Here is a 17,403-nt window from a genome sequence, read left to right as displayed (position 1 = left end):
TTTCTTAAAAAAACTAATCTTGTTTAGGTAATATTCTATAAATATTCCATTCATTTTAAATAAAAAATAAAAAAATATGAGAAACAACATTTTAATACCGAAATATAATCATAATGGTACTTTTTTACGTCAGATTCGTAGTTTTGTATGTCGAAAAGGTCGTATTACTAGAGCTCAATTACAAGCCATTCAAAAATATTGGTCATTAATAGGGATTGATTTTCAGTTAAAACCATTAAGCTTAATATCTATATTTGATAATTATAAGGCTCCAATTGTGTTAGAAATTGGTTTTGGTTCAGGTAAATCTTTAGTTAAAAATGCAGTAAAATTTCCTAATAAAAATTTTTTAGGAATAGAAGTATATAAATCAGGAATAGGTTCTTGTTTACATTTTGCTTATTCTTCTAAAATTAATAATTTAAGGATTATTTATCATGATGCAATTGAAGTCATCAATACTATGATTTCAGATCGTACTTTATCAAAGGTACAAATTTTTTTTCCAGATCCGTGGAATAAAAAACGTCATCATAAAAGAAGACTTTTGAAAAGTAGTTTTTTAGAAAAAATTGCAAAGAAATTAATTATTAGTGGTATATTACACATTGCTACTGATTCAGAAGAATATGCTTATTATATATTAGATGAAATTAAAAACATTGAAAAATATAAAAATTTATCTAAAAACAATACGTTTATTAAACGCCCCATCTTTCGTGAGATTACTAAATTTGAAAAGAAAGGATGTCTTCAAGGTAATAAAATTTTTGATTTAATGTTTCAATTAAAAGAATAATATTTTACATTTAATTTAAAAAAATTTCTAATAATGAATTTAAAAATAATTTTCCCTTTTTTGTCGTATCCCAATAATCTATTGTATTTATTAAAAATCCTTCTTTTATTGCTATTTCAATATTTTTTTCTATAACCATTTCGTTTATATTGGTTTTTTCTCTGAAATGTTTTTTAAAAACAGGCTGGTATAATCTAAAAACATTCATAAAATATTCAAATATTTTCTCTTTATCAGAAATAATGTTTATAGAATTTAGATAGTTACCATTTAAAAAATCATTCATGTTTTTATTTTTAAGCGTTCTAATAATTTTTCCATTTTTTTGAGTAATTTTTCCATGAGCACCGCATCCTATTCCTATATAGTCTCCAAAATTCCAATAATTTAAATTATGTTGACACTGGTAATTTTCTTTTGAATAAGAAGATATTTCATATTTTTTATATCCTGCTTTTTTTAATAAACTATCTCCTTTATTTAGCATTTTAAAAATTATATCTTCATTAGGTAGTTTAATTTTTCTTGCATAAAAAGGAGTGTTGGGTTCTATAGTGAGTTGATACCATGATATATGAGATGGAGAATATTGAATGGCATATCGTAAATCTGATAATGCATCTTCCAACAACTGATCAGGTAAACCATACATTAAATCTAGATTTAGATTATAATTGTTTTTTTGTGATGCTTTAATAGCATCTATTATTTCCTTGTAATTATATGTACGTTCTATTTTTCTTAATAAATTTGAATTAAATGTTTGAACACCTATAGAAAAACGATTAATTCCAGATTTTTTATAATTAATAAAACGTTTGTATTCTAATTTTTTTGGATTAGCTTCTATACTAATTTCTGCAATTTTAGAAACTATACTTCTTTTTTTTATACCATTCAGTAATTTTTCTATAGATTGACTTTGGAGCAAACTAGGTGTTCCACCTCCAATAAAAATAGTATTTATTTCTCTATAATCAACTAGAGATAGATCTTTTTCTAAATCTTTTAATAAATGTTCAATATATTGTTGTTCAGGAATAATGCTTTGACTTACATAGGAATGAAAATCACAATATCCGCATTTTTTCAAGCACCACGGAATGTGAATATATAAACTTATTTGGGGAGATATAAACATGATATTTTTATCTTTTTTAAAGTCTTGTTTTTTAAAATTTTATTTATGAAAAATATTTCTTCCAATTCTTATCATATTACTTGTAGCTAGTAATGATTCTTTTATATCATCACTTGTCCCTAATGATAGGGTGTCTATTGATGTGTATTTTTTTTTCAATTTATTAAAGATAATTTTTATTTTTTTGTATTGATTTTCATTTTTAGTAAAATCTTTTTGTATTTCAGGCATTGCCATAATTCCTCTTAAATTAAGATGAGGCATTAAAGAGATTTTTTCTGCTAGTTCATAACAGTCTTCTACATTATTTACACCATTTTTATTTAATTCTTTAGAAATATTAATTTGTATTAATACGTTTATTGGAATAAAGTTTTTAGGTCGATGTTGATTTAATAAAATGGCAGTTTTTTCTTGATCAATAGTTTGACACCAATCAAAATATTGAGCAATTATTTTTGTTTTATTAGATTGTATTTTACCAATGAAATGCCAAGTTATATTTGTATATTTTTTTAGTTCTTTTATTTTTACAATGCTCTCCTGTACGTAATTTTCTCCAAAATTATTTATTCCTGATAATATTGCTTTTTTAATAATATCAACATTTTGGTTTTTGCTAACGGCTATTATTTTAATTTTTTTTATAACCAGATTGTTTTCACTAATAATATTTTTTATATTTTTTTTTAAAAGTTTAAAATTTACATCAATATAATTCATTTTTTTCTCTTTTTGAAAATTTATATCTAAAATATGACTAAATTTTAAACTATATTCTCATTAAGCCAACTTTCTAATATAATTACAGCGGCAAAAGAATGAATTTTTTCTTTTTTTAATGCTTTAAAGCCGCCTTGTTTAAAAATCATGGATTTAGCTTCTACAGTAGTTAAACGTTCATCATGCATTTTTACAATAATATTAAATTTATATTGTAGTAAATTAGCAAATTTTTCTGATTTATCAGTTATTTCTTGTTTTGTACCATTTATATTTAATGGAAAACCAACAATAATATATTGAGGTTGCCAGTATTGAATTAAATTTTTTATAATATCCCAGTTTGGATTTCCATTATGAGCATTTAAGACCTTTAAAGGTCTTCCTTTTTTAATAATATTTTCTCCTACTGCTACTCCAATTTTTTTTATACCAAAATCAAATGAAAGTAATATCATTTTATATACTCTGTTATAATATTTTTTTTTCGATGTAATCTAATAACATACCAGTAATAGAAATATTTTTTTTTGATTCAATTTCACAAATGCATGTTGGACTTGTAACATTGATTTCTGTTAATTTATTTCCGATAATATCTAATCCGACGAGAATTAAACCTCTTTTTTTTAAAAAAGGAGCTAAATAATTAGCTATTTCCCAATCTTTTTTACTTAGTTTTTGTATTTTACCTTTTCCTCCCACAGCTAAATTAGCTCTCGTTTCCCCAATTAGTGGAATTCTTGCTAAACACCAAGGTATAGTTTTTCCATCTACAATTAAAATTCTTTTATCACCAAATTTTACTTCTGGTAAATAACTTTGAATCATACAATATTTTTTTTCATAATCTGTCATTGTTTCAACGATTACTGAAAAATTAGGATCATCTTTTTTAATCCTAAAAATATTAGCACCTCCCATTCCATCTAATGGTTTGATTATAATATCTTGATGTTTTTTCCAAAATTCTTTTATCTTAAAAAAATTTCTTGTCACTAAAGTATTAGTCGTTACTTCAGGAAACCATGATATAAACATTTTTTCATTACAATCTCTCAAGCTTTGAGGCTTATTAATAACTAATACACCTTTTTCTTCTGCACGTTCTAGAATGTATGTTGAATAAATAAATTCAGTATTAAATGGAGGATCTTTCCGCATTAAAATAACGTCTAGCTCACCTAAAGAAATATCTTTTTCTTCAGTAATTTTATACCATTGTTCTGTATTTTTTTTTAATTTTATCAAACGTGTTCTTGCATGTGGATGTCCGTTAGTTAAATAAAGATCATTCATTTCCATATAATGAATTATATGATTTCTTTTTTGAGCTTCTAGTAAAATGGCAAAGCTTGAATCTTTTTTAATATTAATTGATTCAATAGAATCCATTATTATACCTATTTTTAAATTATTTTTTTTATGCATATATTTTTTCTTATTAATTAAATATTTTTTATGAATAGATAATATTTTTTGATTGACTAAAATTAGTTATACAGTAATATATTTATGAATAAAATAATATTATTTTAATTATTTTATTTTTTTAAATATTTTAATAAATTTATTTTCATAAAAATTTTCATTTTATAAATAAAAATAGTTTGAAGCATTTAATAATTAATTTAAAAAAAGATCAATTCTGTTATTATTAAATAATTAAAAAAATATTTTTTAATAGTTATAATTTATTTTATTTGTAAATTGACAAAACTTTTAATATTTAGTCATATTTAGGACCAGCATAGTTATCAAATCTGGACCAGTGTCCGTTAAAAGTTAGACATACTGTTCCAATTGGACCATTTCTTTGTTTTCCTATTATTATTTCTGCAATTCCTTTAAAATCACTATTTTCATGATAAATTTCATCACGGTATATAAACATGATTAAATCAGCATCTTGTTCTAACGAACCTGATTCACGTAAATCTGAATTTACTGGTCTTTTATCAGATCTTTGTTCTAAAGAGCGATTAAGTTGTGATAATGCTATTACTGGAACTTGAAGTTCTTTTGCCAATGCTTTTAAAGTTCTAGATATTTCTGCAATTTCAAGGGTTCTATTTTCAGATAAAGAAGGTACTCTCATTAACTGAAGATAATCAACCATAATTAATGTTAATCCGTTATTTTCACGGTAAATACGACGTGCTCTTGAACGTACTTCACTAGGAGTTAATGCTGAAGAATCATCAATATAAATATTCTTTTTTTTCAGAAGAATATTGATTGTACCAGACATACGTGCCCAATCCTCATCGTTCAATTGTCCAGTTCGAATTCGTGCTTGATTAACTCTAGATAATGAAGCTAACATGCGCATCATAATTTGTTCTCCAGGCATTTCTAAACTAAATATCAGAACTGGTTTATCATATAACATAGCAGCATTTTCACATAAATTCATTGCAAATGTTGTTTTTCCCATTGAAGGTCGAGCGGCGATAATAATGAGTTCAGAACGTTGTAAACCTGATGTTTTTTTATTTAAGTCTTGATATCCTGTATTAATTCCTGTTACTCCATCATGAGGTGATAAAAATAATTTTTCAATACTAGCAACAGTTTCATCAAGAATTTGTTCGATATTTTTGGGTCCTGAATCTTTTTTAAAACGTTTTTCTGCAATTTTAAATACACTAGATTCCGCATAATCTAATAGCTCTTCACTTTTTCGACCTTGTGTATCATATCCAGCATTGGCTATTTTGTTAGCTACTAATATCATTTCTCTTACTATTGCACGTTCTCGAACTATATCAGCATATGCAGTAATATTTGCTGTACTAGGAGTATTTTTTGATAGTTCTGCTAAATAAGAAAATCTACCTACACTTTCTAATTTTCCCTTTTGTTCTAAAGATTCAGATAGAGTGATTAAATCAATTGGATACCCTAGATCAAGAAGTTGTTGCATTTCTTGAAATATTAAACGATGAGGTTTACTAAAAAAATCATCAGCAACCACATGTTCTGAAACTGTATCCCATTGTTCATTATCTAACATTAAACCACCTAATACTGACTGCTCTGCTTCTAAAGAATGAGGTGGAATCTTTAATCTGTTAATTTGATTTAAATACAATTTATTCTTAGTCATATTTATTGCATATACCGTTATTTAGTGAATTTCTCTGAAATTATATCTTAATATTGCAATAATACACTATCTAAGGACTAATCTATTTAAGTCATTTTTTATATGTAAATATTTTTATAAAATACAATGTATTTTTTTAGTTTTACAATCATATTTAAATATGTATAAAAAAATTTTTTATTTATCTTTGATGAGTAATAATTATTTTTAAAGTATATTAAATGTTTATATTAATAAAATATTTTTATACATTAAATACTATTTCAAATGTCAAAGATTTCTGTTTAATAAATAGATCTTGATATTTTTAAAACATTATAATTAATATTATTTTAAAAAAATAAATATTTTCTTAGAAAAGAAAAAATAATATAGCATTTTTATAGATTTGATTGTACTAAATAAAATATTTACCATGTATAATTTGTTACTTATATATAAATATATTATTTTTGTGTATCAAATTCAAAAAATGGAGTTTGTATTATGGCAAGTAGAGGTGTTAATAAAGTTATTCTTATTGGACATTTAGGGCAAGATCCCGAAGTTCGGTATATGCCCAATGGTAATGCAGTAGTAAATATGACTTTAGCAACTTCTGAAAATTGGAAAGATAAAAATACTGGAGAAAATAAAGAAAAAACGGAGTGGCATAGAATAGTATTATTTGGAAAATTAGCAGAAATTGCTGGTGAATATCTTCGAAAAGGTTCTCAAGTATATATTGAAGGGTCACTACAAACTAGAAAATGGCAAGATCAAAATGGTTTAGAACGTTATACTACAGAAATTGTTGTGAATATTGGTGGAACTATGCAAATGTTGGGTAGTCGTAATTCTCATTTACAAACAGTACAAACAAATCATAATAGCAATTTAGTTAAAACAAAAAAAACAGCTCAAGTAGATTTTGAAAAAAATACAGAATCCTATAAATCAAATAAGGATTTAATTAATTCTTCTGCAGAAATAGACTTTGACGATGAAATTCCTTTTTAATATAATCTTATAAAAACTTAATTAAGGCCCCAACGTTTTGGGGCCATACGCTTATATTTTAAAGTAAATTTTTAAAATTCAGCAAAATAGAACAAAATTCTTTTGGATGTGAGACATGTGGAATATGAGCAGCTTGTTTTATAATAACTGAATCAGTATTAAGCCATATCTTGTCAAGTATATTTTTAATTTCTTTAGGAACCAATCCATCTATTGACCCATATATTCGCAAAAAAGGAACTTTTATCAAAGTCATTTCTAAACGCAAATCTATAGAACAAATTATTTCCAAACCATTTTTTAAAAATTCCCTATTAGGTTGGGATTGAGAAAGTATTATTTCTTTTAACTTATTTGAATTATAAAAATATTTTTTTGTATATTTTTGTTGTAAATAGAAAAAATTATTTATTGTTTTAAAGTAATTTGTTTGTAAATCAGAATAAAATTTATATGCAGTATATTTCTTTATTCCCGGCCAGTTTTTTTTTTCTACAAAACATGGAGAAGAGGCTACAGTAATTAAAGCTAAAGTGTGTTCTGGATAAGATAATACAAAACGACTTGCAATTAATCCACCTATAGACCATCCTAACCAAATAGAATTTTTAGGCATCTTATTATATAAGATTTCAATTATTTCTTCTATTTTTATAGAAGACATATGTTGATTTATTCCACATCCAGGCAAATCAATCAAATAAAATTTAAAAAAAAATGGAGTTTTTGAATAATACACAACCATATTTTCGAATTAATTCCCCAGCCACTTAATAGAATTATATTTATTTTTCCTGTTCCTATAGTAGTCCAATAAAATTTTTTCATTTGTTTCGATTTCTCTTTATATGATTTTATATAAAAAATATTTAGATTATAGTGAAATATTCTTGTTTTTTTAAAATAAATTAGTAAAATTGTTAATTAAACAAACATTTATTAAAATAAATTTTATGATAACTATTTCTAAAAATGCACAAAAACATTTCAAAACACTCTTATCTAATGAATCAATGGGCACCCAAATACGTGTTTTTATAGTTAACCCCGGCACTCCTAGTGCAGAATGTGGAGTTGCATTTTGTCCTAAAAATGAAATAGAAGAATTAGATATTCAATTAAAATATGATGGATTTTTTGTTTATGTTAATAAAAATATTCTTTCTTATTTTAAAAATGCAGAAATCGATCTTATAGTAGACAAACTCGGTTCTCAATTAACATTAAAAGCACCATATGCCAAAGTTAATATTTCTCAAAAAACGTCTTCATTAGAAGAAAAAATAAAATATTTTTTGAATATTGAAATTAATCCCCAGTTATCAAGTCATGGAGGACAAGTAAATTTAATTAAATTTGATAAAAATGGGACTGCTACAATACAATTTAGTGGAGGTTGTAATGGATGTTCTATGATTGGATTGACTTTAAAAGAGACAGTTGAAAAAAAGTTATTAGCTTCTTTTCCCGAAATAAAAAAAGTATATGACAAAACAGAACATTTACATGGACAGCATTCTTTTTATTAATTTTATTATAGAGGGGTTAATTCTCCACGCAAATTGTTTTGCATTTGAAGACAAATGCTTTCTTTAGAAATATCTTGACTAAGTAAAAAGTGCAATTTTGTTAACGCAGCTTCTATTGTTAAATCATAACCACTAATAACTCCAACTTTTATGAGAGAGCTTCCAGTTGCATATCCGTTCATATCTACTCTTCCTGATGCACACTGTGTTAAATTAATAATAATAATGTTTTTTTGATGACATGCAATATGCAACTCTTGTAAAAAATCTCTATTTTGAGGAGCATTTCCAATTCCGTATGTGCATAAAATTAATGCTCTAACTGGATGTAATAAAAAATTTTGAATAACTTTATTAGAAATTCCTGGATAAATAGTAATAATACTAATAGGTTGAGGTGTTATTTGATAAACCTTTAGTTTTTTTTGATTTTTTTCTAATTTTTCTTTACAAAGATAGCGAATATTGACACCAACTTCTAATAATGGTTCTAAATTAGGTGAAGAAAAGGCATCAAAACCGTCAGCATGTGATTTAGTTGTTCTGTTTCCTCTATAAAGTCTATAGTTAAAAAATAAAGTAACTTCATTAATAGGATGATGAGCTGCCATTAAAAGAGAATTTAATAGATTTTGACGACCATCAGATCGAATTTCTGATAAAGGAATTTGAGAACCAGTTACAATTACAGGCTTTTCTAGATTTTCTAATATAAATGATAGAGCAGAAGCTGTGTATGCCATAGTATCGGTTCCATGAAGAATGACAAATCCATCATATTGATGATAATTTTTTTCGATATCATAAGCAATCATTTGCCATTCTATTGGTGTCATGTTAGCAGAATCAATTAATGGTTCATATTCTTTAATCGTAACGTTTGGCATTTCTTGACTATGAAATTCAGGCATTCTTAGAAGTTGTTTTTGAAGATATCCAGAAACAGGAACATATCCATATTTTGATTTTTGCATACCGATAGTTCCACCTGTATATGCAATATATATAAACTTTTTCTTCATTGAGAAACTCTGTTTTATCATTTATGTAATATGCTATTATTATCTATATTATAATAACATTTAAAATATTATTAGATTTAAATGTATGTAAAGAATTTTAAAATATTTAAGATTAATAAAATTATGTATATATCATATATATAATTTTTTATAATCTTACTATTTTTTAAAAATAAATCAAGGTGACTTATAAAAGCTCTTTAAAATAAACTTATAATAATATTTTTAATTAAAACAAATAATTATTTTAATATATTATATTTTTATGAGTTTTTAAAATTAAGTATTTTCAAACGAGTGTATATATGTTTAATTTAAATCATGAACAGGAATTAAGTAAAAGAAGAACTTTTGCTATTATTTCTCATCCTGATGCTGGAAAAACTACTATTACTGAAAGAATATTATTTTGTGCGAAAGCAATTCGTGCTCCTGGAACAATAAAGGGAAGAGAAAATGGAAAATATGCAAAATCAGATTGGATGAGTATTGAAAAAGAACGAGGTATTTCTGTAACCACTTCTGTTATGCAGTTTTTTTATAAAGATATTTTAATGAATTTATTAGATACTCCAGGTCATAAAGATTTTTCAGAAGATACATATCGTATTCTTACTGCTGTAGATTGTTGTCTAGTGATTATTGATGCTGCTAAAGGTATAGAAGAACAAACAAAAAAATTAATAGATGTTACGCGTATTCATAATACTCCTATCATTACTTTTATTAATAAGCTAGATCGCGATAGTCGAGAACCAATAGATATTTTAGATGAAATCGAGAAAAAATTAAAATTGCATTGTATTCCAATTACCTGGCCTATAAGTTGTGGAAAAAACTTTAAAGGCGTATATCATATATATGATAAATTTTTTTGCTTATATAAAAAAAAAAAAATAGAAAAATATTGACTGATAAAAATTTTTTTAGCTCGTCTAGTATTTTATTGGAACAATATATTGGGAAAGAACTAGCGGTACAGATTCGTCAAGAATTAGATTTGATTGTAAATGTATATCCACAATTTGATAATAAAAAATTTTTACGAGGTATTTCAACACCTGTTTTTTTTGGTAGTGCACTTAAAAATTTTGGAATTGATCATCTACTAACTGGTTTTATAAAATGGGCTCCATCTCCATTATATCGTCAAAGTAACATAAGAAGAGTGAATCCCGAAGAAAAAAATTTTACAGGTTTTATATTTAAAATTCAGGCTAATATGGATTTAAAACATCGCGATCGAATAGCTTTTATGAGAATTGTTTCAGGACAATATACAAAAGGAATGAAATTAAGACACGTACGAATAAAAAAAGATATCATCATTTCTGATGCTTTTTCGTTTTTAGCTGGAGATAGAATCTTAATAAATAAAGCTTATCCAGGTGATGTTATAGGACTACATAATCATGGAACAATTAAAATTGGAGATTCTTTTACAGAAGGAGAAGAAATTAAATTTATTGGTATACCAACTTTTGCTCCAGAAATATTTCGTCGTATTTATTTAAAAAACCCTCTCAAGCAAAAACAATTAATGAAAGGTTTGATTCAGTTATCAGAAGAAGGTGCTGTTCAAGTATTTCGTCCTGTTCTTAATAATAATATAATTTTAGGTACGATTGGAACATTACAATTTGATGTTGTTATAGCAAGATTAAGGATAGAATATAATATAGATGCAATATATGAAAAAGTTAATATTGCTTCTGCTCGCTGGATTAGATCTAAAAATAATCATGTTTTTGATAATTTTAAAAAAAATAACAATTCTTATTTAGCATATGATGCCTGTAATACTTTAATATATTTAGCACCTAGTCTTGCCAATCTAAATATAGCCATGATCCAGTATACTGATATTTTTTTCGATAAAGTACGAGAACAATAATATTTTAAAAAATTTAAAAGATATTTTTTAATTAATTTTGTGGAAATTTAAAAATGAAACGAGTTTTTTTAATTGTTTTAGATTCTTTTGGCATAGGTTCTAGTCCTGATGCTTACAAATTTAATGATGTTGGTTCAAATACATTTGGACACATAGTAGAAAAGTGTTTTTTAGGCGAAGCTAATATTAAAAGAAAAGGTTCTTTATATATTCCTAATTTAGTAAAATTAGGAATAATAAATGCGACCAAAGAATCTACAGGAGAATATCCTTTAGGATATGATGGTAATTTGAACGTTATTGCTAGTTATGGTTTTGCTAGCGAGATATCTTCAGGAAAAGACACTACTTCAGGGCATTGGGAAATTGCTGGAGTACCAGTTTTAGATGATTGGTTTTATTTTCATAAAAAATACAATAGTGTTCCTGATAATTTATTAGAAAAAATTTTACAAATTACTAAATTAACAGGTTTTATTGGCAATTGTCATGCTTCAGGAACTGATATTATACAAGATTTAGGTGAAGAACACATCAAGACGAGAAAGCCAATTTTATATACTTCATCAGATTCCGTTATTCAAATTGCATGTCATGAAGATTTTTTTGGTTTGCTAGATCTATATAAATTATGTAACACTATTCGTTGTATTTTAGATCAATATAAATATAAAGTTGCAAGAGTAATTGCAAGGCCCTTTATCGGAAAAAATAAATATAATTTCGAACGTACAGGTAATAGACGTGATTTTTCAATTAGGCCTTTTTCTACAACAGTCATGAAAAAACTTATAGAAGAAAAACAAGGAAAAGTAATTGCTATTGGTAAAGTTTCTGATATTTATGCTGGTGTAGGAATAAGTAAAAATATTAAATCTACTGGTTTAAACGAGTTGTGTAATACCACTATTCATGAAATGAAATTAGCCACAGAAGATAACACGATGATTTTTACTAATTTAGTAGATTTTGATTCAAGTTGGGGACATCGTCGTGATGTTTCGGGATATGCTAGAGGTTTAGAATTTTTTGATCAAAGATTATCTGAAATAATAGATTTAGTCAAAAAAAATGATTTATTAATTTTAACTGCAGATCATGGATGTGATCCAACATGGAAAGGAACAGATCATACACGAGAAAACGTTCCTGTGTTAATTTATTCTCCAGGTATTAAAACTAATTTTTTAGGTCATCGAAAAACTTATTCTGATATAGGTCAAACCATTGCAAAATATTTTTTATTATCTGATATGTTATACGGTGAAAATATGCTTGAAAGTTCTATAAACTATTAATTCATTTTTTAAAAAGGAAAAAAAAGTGTCTACAGTTCATATCAATAGTAAAATTAATGATTTTTCAGATACAGTTCTTATGCCAGGAGATCCAGTACGAGCTAAATATATTGCTGAAAAATATTTAAATAATTATGTTCAAATAAATAATACTCGTTTGATGTTAGCTTATACTGGATATTTTAAAAATAAAAAAATATCAGTAATGAGTCATGGTATTGGAATACCATCTGCTTCTCTTTATGTAAGAGAATTAATTCTCGAATATCATGTAAAAAAAATTATTCGTATAGGAACTTGTGGTGCTGTACGAGATGATATACATTTACGTGATATAGTAATTAGCATGGGTGCTTCTACTGATTCCAAAGTGAATAGAATAAGATTTAATAATCACGATTTTGCGGCGATTGCAGATTTTGATATGCTGCATAATACAGTTCAAGTAGCAAAAAAAATGAATATTAAAGTTTGTATAGGTAATTTTTTTACGACAGATTCTTTTTATAATGATGATACAGAAATTCTGCATATTTTAAAAAAATACAATATTATTGGAGTAGATATGGAAACTTCAGGAATATATGCAGTAGCTTCTGAATTTAAAACTCAAGCATTATCAATATGCACTGTATCTGATCATATTTTAAAAAAAGAAAGTCTTTCATCAAAAGATAGAGAATCCAGTTTTGATGATATGATTAAATTAGCTTTGGAATCTACTATATAATAGGTATTATTGCATATCTAATTAGAACGATATATATATTTTTTGGTGAGAAAGGGATTCGAACCCTTGATACGTTTCCATATACACGCTTTCCAGGCGTGCTCCTTAAGCCTCTCGGACATCTCACCATGTTTATTTTATATGCTATACTAAAAATATTTTTATATTTTATATAATATACTAATCTAAAAAAATAGACTAAGTCAAGTTTTTACTTGATTAAATCTTTTTCAGTATCAGTTAGCAATATATAAAAAAAATAAACTTTATAAGTTTATTTTTTTTGTATTTAACAATAAAATATATCTTTTTAAAAGAAAAATAGAAAACATTATTCTGATTCTGATAGAATAAATTTTGAATGTATGTGCTCAATATTTTAAATAAATTTTAATTTATCTTTGGTATTTTAGTACAATGATTTTTATAAGATTAATTTAAAGGATCAAATTTATTAATGAAAAAATAATTATTTTTCTAAAGATTTATTAATCTTTAATTTAGAATAATTTCATTAAAATTTTTGTAAGTATTTTATTTTTTGCTAAAGAAATACCATAAGATATTTTCATATATTTTAAAAAATAATTGATTTTATTCTATTTTAATAATATGTATTTATGTCCTGCCAGCAAAATATGCTGAGCATCGGTTTTATTAACGAATTATCTTAGTAATAAAAAAATGGCAGAAAAACGAAATATCTTTCTAGTTGGACCGATGGGTGCTGGAAAAAGTACTATTGGTCGTCAATTGTCTCAACAACTTAATATGGAATTTTTTGATTCCGATCAAGAGATTGAGAAACGTACTGGTGCTGATATAAATTGGGTTTTTGACGTAGAGGGTGAAATTGGCTTTCGTGCAAGAGAAAAAAAAATTATTGATGAATTAACTACCAAACAAGGTATTGTTCTTGCTACCGGAGGAGGATCAGTAAAGTTTAAAGAAACTCGTAATTTTTTATCAGCTCGAGGCATCGTCATCTATTTAGAAACAACGATTGAAAAACAATTATTGCGTACTAAAAGAGACAAAAAAAGACCGTTATTACAGGTTTCTACTTCAAATCGTATTATATTAGAAACTTTAGCTCATGAAAGAAATCCTTTATATGAAGAAATAGCAGATATTACAGTGCAAACTGATGACAAAAGTGCGAAATCTGTAGCTTTTAATATCATTCGCTTATTAGAAAAAATATAGTGAAACACTTAGAATAAAAAAATTTATGGAGTGTAAAGAATTTTGGAAAAGTTAAATGTTATTCTAGGAAACCGTAGTTATCCTATTAATATAGGATCTGGAATTATTCAAGAAGATAATATCTTTTGGCCTTTAAAACCAGGAGATCAAGCTATGCTAGTAACTAATAAAACACTAGCTAATCTTTTAAAAGATAAAGTTTTTTATCATTTAAGAAAATCTGGAATAAAAATAGATCAAGTAATTCTATCAGATGGAGAACAATATAAAACATTAAATGAAATGGAATTAATTATTTCTGCTTTATTAGAAAAAAAACATGCACGTGATACAACTTTAATTGCATTAGGTGGAGGAGTCATAGGTGACTTAACTGGTTTTGCGGCTTCTGTTTATCAGAGAGGTGTACGATTTATTCAAATACCAACTACTCTTCTATCTCAAGTAGATGCTTCTATTGGTGGAAAAACATCAGTTAATCATTTGCTCGGAAAGAATATGATAGGTTGTTTTTGGCAACCATCTTCTGTAATTATCGATATCGATTGTTTAAAAACACTACCTTATAACGAACTAGTATCTGGTATGGCAGAAGTTATTAAATATGCTATTATTTTTGATGAAGCTTTTTTTTCTTGGTTAGAAGAAAATATTGAAATTATTTTATCTCTTAATCATAACGCCATGTCTTATTGTATAAAAAAATGCTGTCAACTGAAAGCCCAATTAATTGCTCTTGACGAGAGAGAAAAGAATTTAAGAGCACTATTAAATCTTGGTCATACCTATGGTCATGCTATTGAAGTGCATGCAGGTTATGGTAATTGGCTTCATGGTGAAGCAATATCGGCAGGTATGGTTATGGCTGCACGTACCGCGGAATTATTAGGATACTTAAAAACAAAAGATTTTAAAAGAATACTGATGCTTTTAAAAAGAACTGGTTTGCCTGTAAAAGGACCTAAAAATATGTCAGCTGCTTCGTATATTCCTCATATGATGAGAGATAAAAAAGTTATTTCAGGAGAAATTAGATTAGTCCTACCATTGACTATTGGAAAAGCAGAAATTTACAGTAATATAGATAAAAACATTATTCTAACTGCGATTAAAGATTCTCAGTAAATTTTTATTATCTAAAAAATTACAATCATTAATACTAGTATTAAATTTTTAATTATGTTTTTTGCTCTTATAGTTTTATTCTTTAATAAAAAATTATACATCCGATATTTTAAGGTAAGAGTTATATTAAATATAAAAAACTTTTATAATTAATATTTTTAAAAAAATAAAAATAAAACTATGAACAGTAAAGATAATATTTTAAATCTTTTAAGAGATACTTTTACTTTAAATTAATCCATAAAAAAATACAGACATTTTATGAAAAAAAAACGCTCTTTTTTAAAATGGGCAGGGGGAAAGTATTTAATATTAGATGATATTCTTAAAATTCTTCCAGAAAGAAAATGTCTAATTGAACCCTTTGTAGGTGCCGGTTCAGTGTTTTTGAACACTAATTATCATAGTTATATTTTAGCAGATATTAATAGTGATCTTATTAATTTATTTAATATTGTTAAAACACGTGTTTTAGATTTTGTTGATGATGCACAAGTGTTTTTTACTCCTCGTACTAATAAGTTAGATTTTTATTCTATGCATCGTACTATATTTAATACTAGTTCTAATAACTATGATAAAGCTCTAATTTTTTTATATTTAAACAGACATTGTTATAATGGATTATGTCGATATAATTTAAAAGGAGAGTTTAATGTACCTTTTGGTCGTTATAAAAAACCATACTTTCCACAAAAAGAATTATATCAGTTTTCTGAACACGCTCAAAAAGCAGTTTTTACATGTTCTTCTTATAATGTTACATTAAAAAATATTACGACTGATTCAGTAGTATACTGTGATCCACCTTATATTCCTTTATCTAAAACTTCTAATTTTACTGGATATTATATTAATAATTTTGATTTCTATGAACACAAAAAACTAGTCTATCTTATAGAATCTATTTTTAAAAATCGATCTATTCCTTTTCTAATATCAAATCAAGATGTTTTTTTAACACGTTTATTATATCAAAAAGCTTTTTTATATTTTGTAAAATCTAAACGTTCTATTGGTTGCACTATAAATAGTCGAAAAAACATTAATGAATTATTGGCGTTATATAATTAATATTATTACTTTGTACATTATATATAAGATTAATGGATGTGAAACAAAGATAGGAAAATTAATATGAAAAAGTTTTTTTTAGCTTCATCAATTTTATCTGCTGATTTTGCACGTTTAGGAGAAGACACTCAAAAAGTAATAGATGCAGGGAGTGATTTAATACATTTTGATGTTATGGATAATCATTACGTACCTAATTTAACTATGGGTCCTATGATCTTAGAATCATTACGTAATTATAATATTAAAGCACCTATTGATGTACATTTAATGGTAAAACCAGTAGATAATTTAATTCCTCAGTTTGCTAAAGCTGGAGCTACTTTTATTACTTTCCATCCTGAAGCCACAGATCACATTGAACGAACAGTACATTTAATTAAAGATCATGGATGTAAAGTAGGACTGGCTTTCAATCCGGCAACTCCTCTAAACTTTCTTGATTATATATTAGAAAAATTAGACTTGATTTTATTAATGTCAGTAAATCCAGGATTTGGGAATCAGTCTTTTTTACCATCTACATTTAATAAATTACGTCAAGTAAGAAAAATTATCGATTCTAATTTTTCTGATATTCTGTTAGAGGTTGATGGGGGGGTTAAATTGGAAAATATTGCTGAAATAGCATTTTCTGGAGCTAATGTTTTTGTAATTGGTTCTGGATTATTTAAATATTCTAATTATGATTTAATTATTAAAAAAATTCGACGAGAATTAGAGCATACTTATTCAAGATTGATTCATTAATTTT

The 17,403-nt window shown here is 25.8% G+C and carries 16 protein-coding genes, 1 tRNA gene and 1 pseudogene; 10 read left to right on the top strand and 8 right to left on the bottom strand.

Features of this window, described 5'->3' with window-relative positions; genetic code table 11:
* The first annotated feature begins 76 nt into the window (after window positions 1-76).
* Window positions 77-799, top strand: a complete 723-nt coding sequence (gene trmB / locus D9V68_RS02835; RefSeq protein ID WP_158358140.1) for a tRNA (guanosine(46)-N7)-methyltransferase TrmB — start codon at window positions 77-79, stop codon at window positions 797-799.
* A 10-nt stretch (window positions 800-809) separates the two neighbouring features.
* On the opposite strand, the gene hemW is transcribed toward trmB, so the two are convergent.
* From hemW to dnaB, 5 genes are all read right to left on the bottom strand, one after another.
* Entirely contained in the window at window positions 810-1,940 is a 1,131-nt protein-coding gene (gene hemW, locus D9V68_RS02830) for a radical SAM family heme chaperone HemW (protein ID WP_158358138.1), read from the bottom strand.
* A gap of 39 nt (window positions 1,941-1,979) precedes the next feature.
* On the bottom strand, window positions 1,980-2,663 hold the full coding sequence (locus tag D9V68_RS02825) for a YggS family pyridoxal phosphate-dependent enzyme (RefSeq protein ID WP_158358136.1): 684 nt from the start codon (window positions 2,661-2,663) through the stop codon (window positions 1,980-1,982).
* Between the two features lie 44 nt (window positions 2,664-2,707).
* On the bottom strand, window positions 2,708-3,121 hold the full coding sequence (gene ruvX, locus D9V68_RS02820; protein ID WP_158358134.1) for a Holliday junction resolvase RuvX: 414 nt from the start codon (window positions 3,119-3,121) through the stop codon (window positions 2,708-2,710).
* A 13-nt stretch (window positions 3,122-3,134) separates the two neighbouring features.
* Complete coding sequence (gene gshB / locus D9V68_RS02815) at window positions 3,135-4,094, bottom strand: glutathione synthase (protein ID WP_158358132.1); 960 nt, start codon at window positions 4,092-4,094, stop codon at window positions 3,135-3,137.
* 298 nt (window positions 4,095-4,392) lie between these two features.
* On the bottom strand, window positions 4,393-5,772 hold the full coding sequence (dnaB, locus tag D9V68_RS02810; protein ID WP_158358130.1) for a replicative DNA helicase: 1,380 nt from the start codon (window positions 5,770-5,772) through the stop codon (window positions 4,393-4,395).
* A 486-nt stretch (window positions 5,773-6,258) separates the two neighbouring features.
* On the opposite strand from dnaB, the gene D9V68_RS02805 reads away from it, so the two are divergent.
* Window positions 6,259-6,771 (top strand): single-stranded DNA-binding protein, encoded by a 513-nt coding sequence (locus D9V68_RS02805; RefSeq protein WP_158358128.1) that lies wholly within the window; start codon window positions 6,259-6,261, stop codon window positions 6,769-6,771.
* 58 nt (window positions 6,772-6,829) lie between these two features.
* Here the strand turns inward: D9V68_RS02805 and D9V68_RS02800 are convergent, their stop codons facing one another.
* On the bottom strand, window positions 6,830-7,516 hold the full coding sequence (locus D9V68_RS02800) for an alpha/beta fold hydrolase (protein WP_158358126.1): 687 nt from the start codon (window positions 7,514-7,516) through the stop codon (window positions 6,830-6,832).
* 208 nt (window positions 7,517-7,724) lie between these two features.
* Here D9V68_RS02800 and D9V68_RS02795 point away from each other — a divergent pair, with 208 nt between their 5' ends.
* Window positions 7,725-8,300: an NfuA family Fe-S biogenesis protein gene (locus D9V68_RS02795; protein ID WP_158358124.1), complete on the top strand. Its 576-nt coding sequence runs from the start codon at window positions 7,725-7,727 to the stop codon at window positions 8,298-8,300.
* Between the two features lie 5 nt (window positions 8,301-8,305).
* Here D9V68_RS02795 and ansA read toward each other — a convergent pair whose 3' ends face one another.
* Window positions 8,306-9,322 carry an asparaginase gene (gene ansA / locus D9V68_RS02790; protein WP_158358122.1) on the bottom strand — a complete coding sequence of 339 codons (1,017 nt, stop codon included), beginning with the start codon at window positions 9,320-9,322 and terminating at the stop codon, window positions 8,306-8,308.
* Between the two features lie 305 nt (window positions 9,323-9,627).
* Here ansA and D9V68_RS02785 point away from each other — a divergent pair.
* From D9V68_RS02785 to deoD, 3 genes and pseudogenes are all read left to right on the top strand, one after another.
* Window positions 9,628-11,216: pseudogene (locus D9V68_RS02785) on the top strand (peptide chain release factor 3).
* Window positions 11,217-11,269: 53 nt separating this feature from the next.
* A complete protein-coding gene (locus D9V68_RS02780; protein ID WP_158358120.1) occupies window positions 11,270-12,514 on the top strand; it encodes a phosphopentomutase in 1,245 nt (414 codons plus the stop codon).
* A gap of 25 nt (window positions 12,515-12,539) precedes the next feature.
* On the top strand, window positions 12,540-13,244 hold the full coding sequence (deoD, locus tag D9V68_RS02775) for a purine-nucleoside phosphorylase (protein WP_158358118.1): 705 nt from the start codon (window positions 12,540-12,542) through the stop codon (window positions 13,242-13,244).
* Window positions 13,245-13,287: 43 nt separating this feature from the next.
* Here the strand turns inward: deoD and D9V68_RS02770 are convergent.
* Window positions 13,288-13,372: transfer RNA gene (locus D9V68_RS02770), tRNA-Ser, on the bottom strand.
* A gap of 556 nt (window positions 13,373-13,928) precedes the next feature.
* Here D9V68_RS02770 and aroK point away from each other — a divergent pair.
* The 4 genes from aroK to rpe all read left to right on the top strand — a co-directional run bounded on the left by aroK (window position 13,929) and on the right by rpe (window position 17,399).
* Window positions 13,929-14,450 (top strand): shikimate kinase AroK, encoded by a 522-nt coding sequence (gene aroK / locus D9V68_RS02765; RefSeq protein ID WP_158358116.1) that lies wholly within the window; start codon window positions 13,929-13,931, stop codon window positions 14,448-14,450.
* A gap of 42 nt (window positions 14,451-14,492) precedes the next feature.
* Window positions 14,493-15,575: a 3-dehydroquinate synthase gene (gene aroB, locus D9V68_RS02760; RefSeq protein WP_187308324.1), complete on the top strand. Its 1,083-nt coding sequence runs from the start codon at window positions 14,493-14,495 to the stop codon at window positions 15,573-15,575.
* 261 nt (window positions 15,576-15,836) lie between these two features.
* Window positions 15,837-16,649, top strand: a complete 813-nt coding sequence (locus tag D9V68_RS02755) for a Dam family site-specific DNA-(adenine-N6)-methyltransferase (protein ID WP_158358111.1) — start codon at window positions 15,837-15,839, stop codon at window positions 16,647-16,649.
* A 63-nt stretch (window positions 16,650-16,712) separates the two neighbouring features.
* The gene (gene rpe / locus D9V68_RS02750; RefSeq protein ID WP_158358109.1) at window positions 16,713-17,399 is read left to right on the top strand and encodes a ribulose-phosphate 3-epimerase; all 687 of its coding nucleotides are present in this window, start codon (window positions 16,713-16,715) and stop codon (window positions 17,397-17,399) included.
* The last annotated feature ends 4 nt before the right edge of the window (window positions 17,400-17,403 follow it).

The sequence above is a fragment of the Buchnera aphidicola (Hyperomyzus lactucae) genome (genome assembly GCF_005081705.1).
Taxonomy (GTDB): Bacteria; Pseudomonadota; Gammaproteobacteria; order Enterobacterales; family Enterobacteriaceae; genus Buchnera; species Buchnera aphidicola_Y.
The sequence above is the reverse complement of the archived record's forward strand: the minus strand, read 5'-3'. Positions and strand labels throughout refer to the sequence as shown.

Excerpts from the sequence above, each read along its gene's own strand:
- dnaB (WP_158358130.1), bottom strand. The coding sequence starts at position 5,772 with ATGACTAAGAATAAATTGTATTTAAATCAAATTAACAGATTAAAGATT.
- gshB (WP_158358132.1), bottom strand. The coding sequence starts at position 4,094 with ATGCATAAAAAAAATAATTTAAAAATAGGTATAATAATGGATTCTATT.
- ansA (WP_158358122.1), bottom strand. The coding sequence starts at position 9,322 with ATGAAGAAAAAGTTTATATATATTGCATATACAGGTGGAACTATCGGT.
- D9V68_RS02800 (WP_158358126.1), bottom strand. The coding sequence starts at position 7,516 with ATGGTTGTGTATTATTCAAAAACTCCATTTTTTTTTAAATTTTATTTG.
- D9V68_RS02780 (WP_158358120.1), top strand. The coding sequence starts at position 11,270 with ATGAAACGAGTTTTTTTAATTGTTTTAGATTCTTTTGGCATAGGTTCT.
- aroK (WP_158358116.1), top strand. The coding sequence starts at position 13,929 with ATGGCAGAAAAACGAAATATCTTTCTAGTTGGACCGATGGGTGCTGGA.
- D9V68_RS02795 (WP_158358124.1), top strand. The coding sequence starts at position 7,725 with ATGATAACTATTTCTAAAAATGCACAAAAACATTTCAAAACACTCTTA.
- D9V68_RS02805 (WP_158358128.1), top strand. The coding sequence starts at position 6,259 with ATGGCAAGTAGAGGTGTTAATAAAGTTATTCTTATTGGACATTTAGGG.
- D9V68_RS02825 (WP_158358136.1), bottom strand. The coding sequence starts at position 2,663 with ATGAATTATATTGATGTAAATTTTAAACTTTTAAAAAAAAATATAAAA.
- hemW (WP_158358138.1), bottom strand. The coding sequence starts at position 1,940 with ATGTTTATATCTCCCCAAATAAGTTTATATATTCACATTCCGTGGTGC.
- trmB (WP_158358140.1), top strand. The coding sequence starts at position 77 with ATGAGAAACAACATTTTAATACCGAAATATAATCATAATGGTACTTTT.
- rpe (WP_158358109.1), top strand. The coding sequence starts at position 16,713 with ATGAAAAAGTTTTTTTTAGCTTCATCAATTTTATCTGCTGATTTTGCA.
- D9V68_RS02755 (WP_158358111.1), top strand. The coding sequence starts at position 15,837 with ATGAAAAAAAAACGCTCTTTTTTAAAATGGGCAGGGGGAAAGTATTTA.
- ruvX (WP_158358134.1), bottom strand. The coding sequence starts at position 3,121 with ATGATATTACTTTCATTTGATTTTGGTATAAAAAAAATTGGAGTAGCA.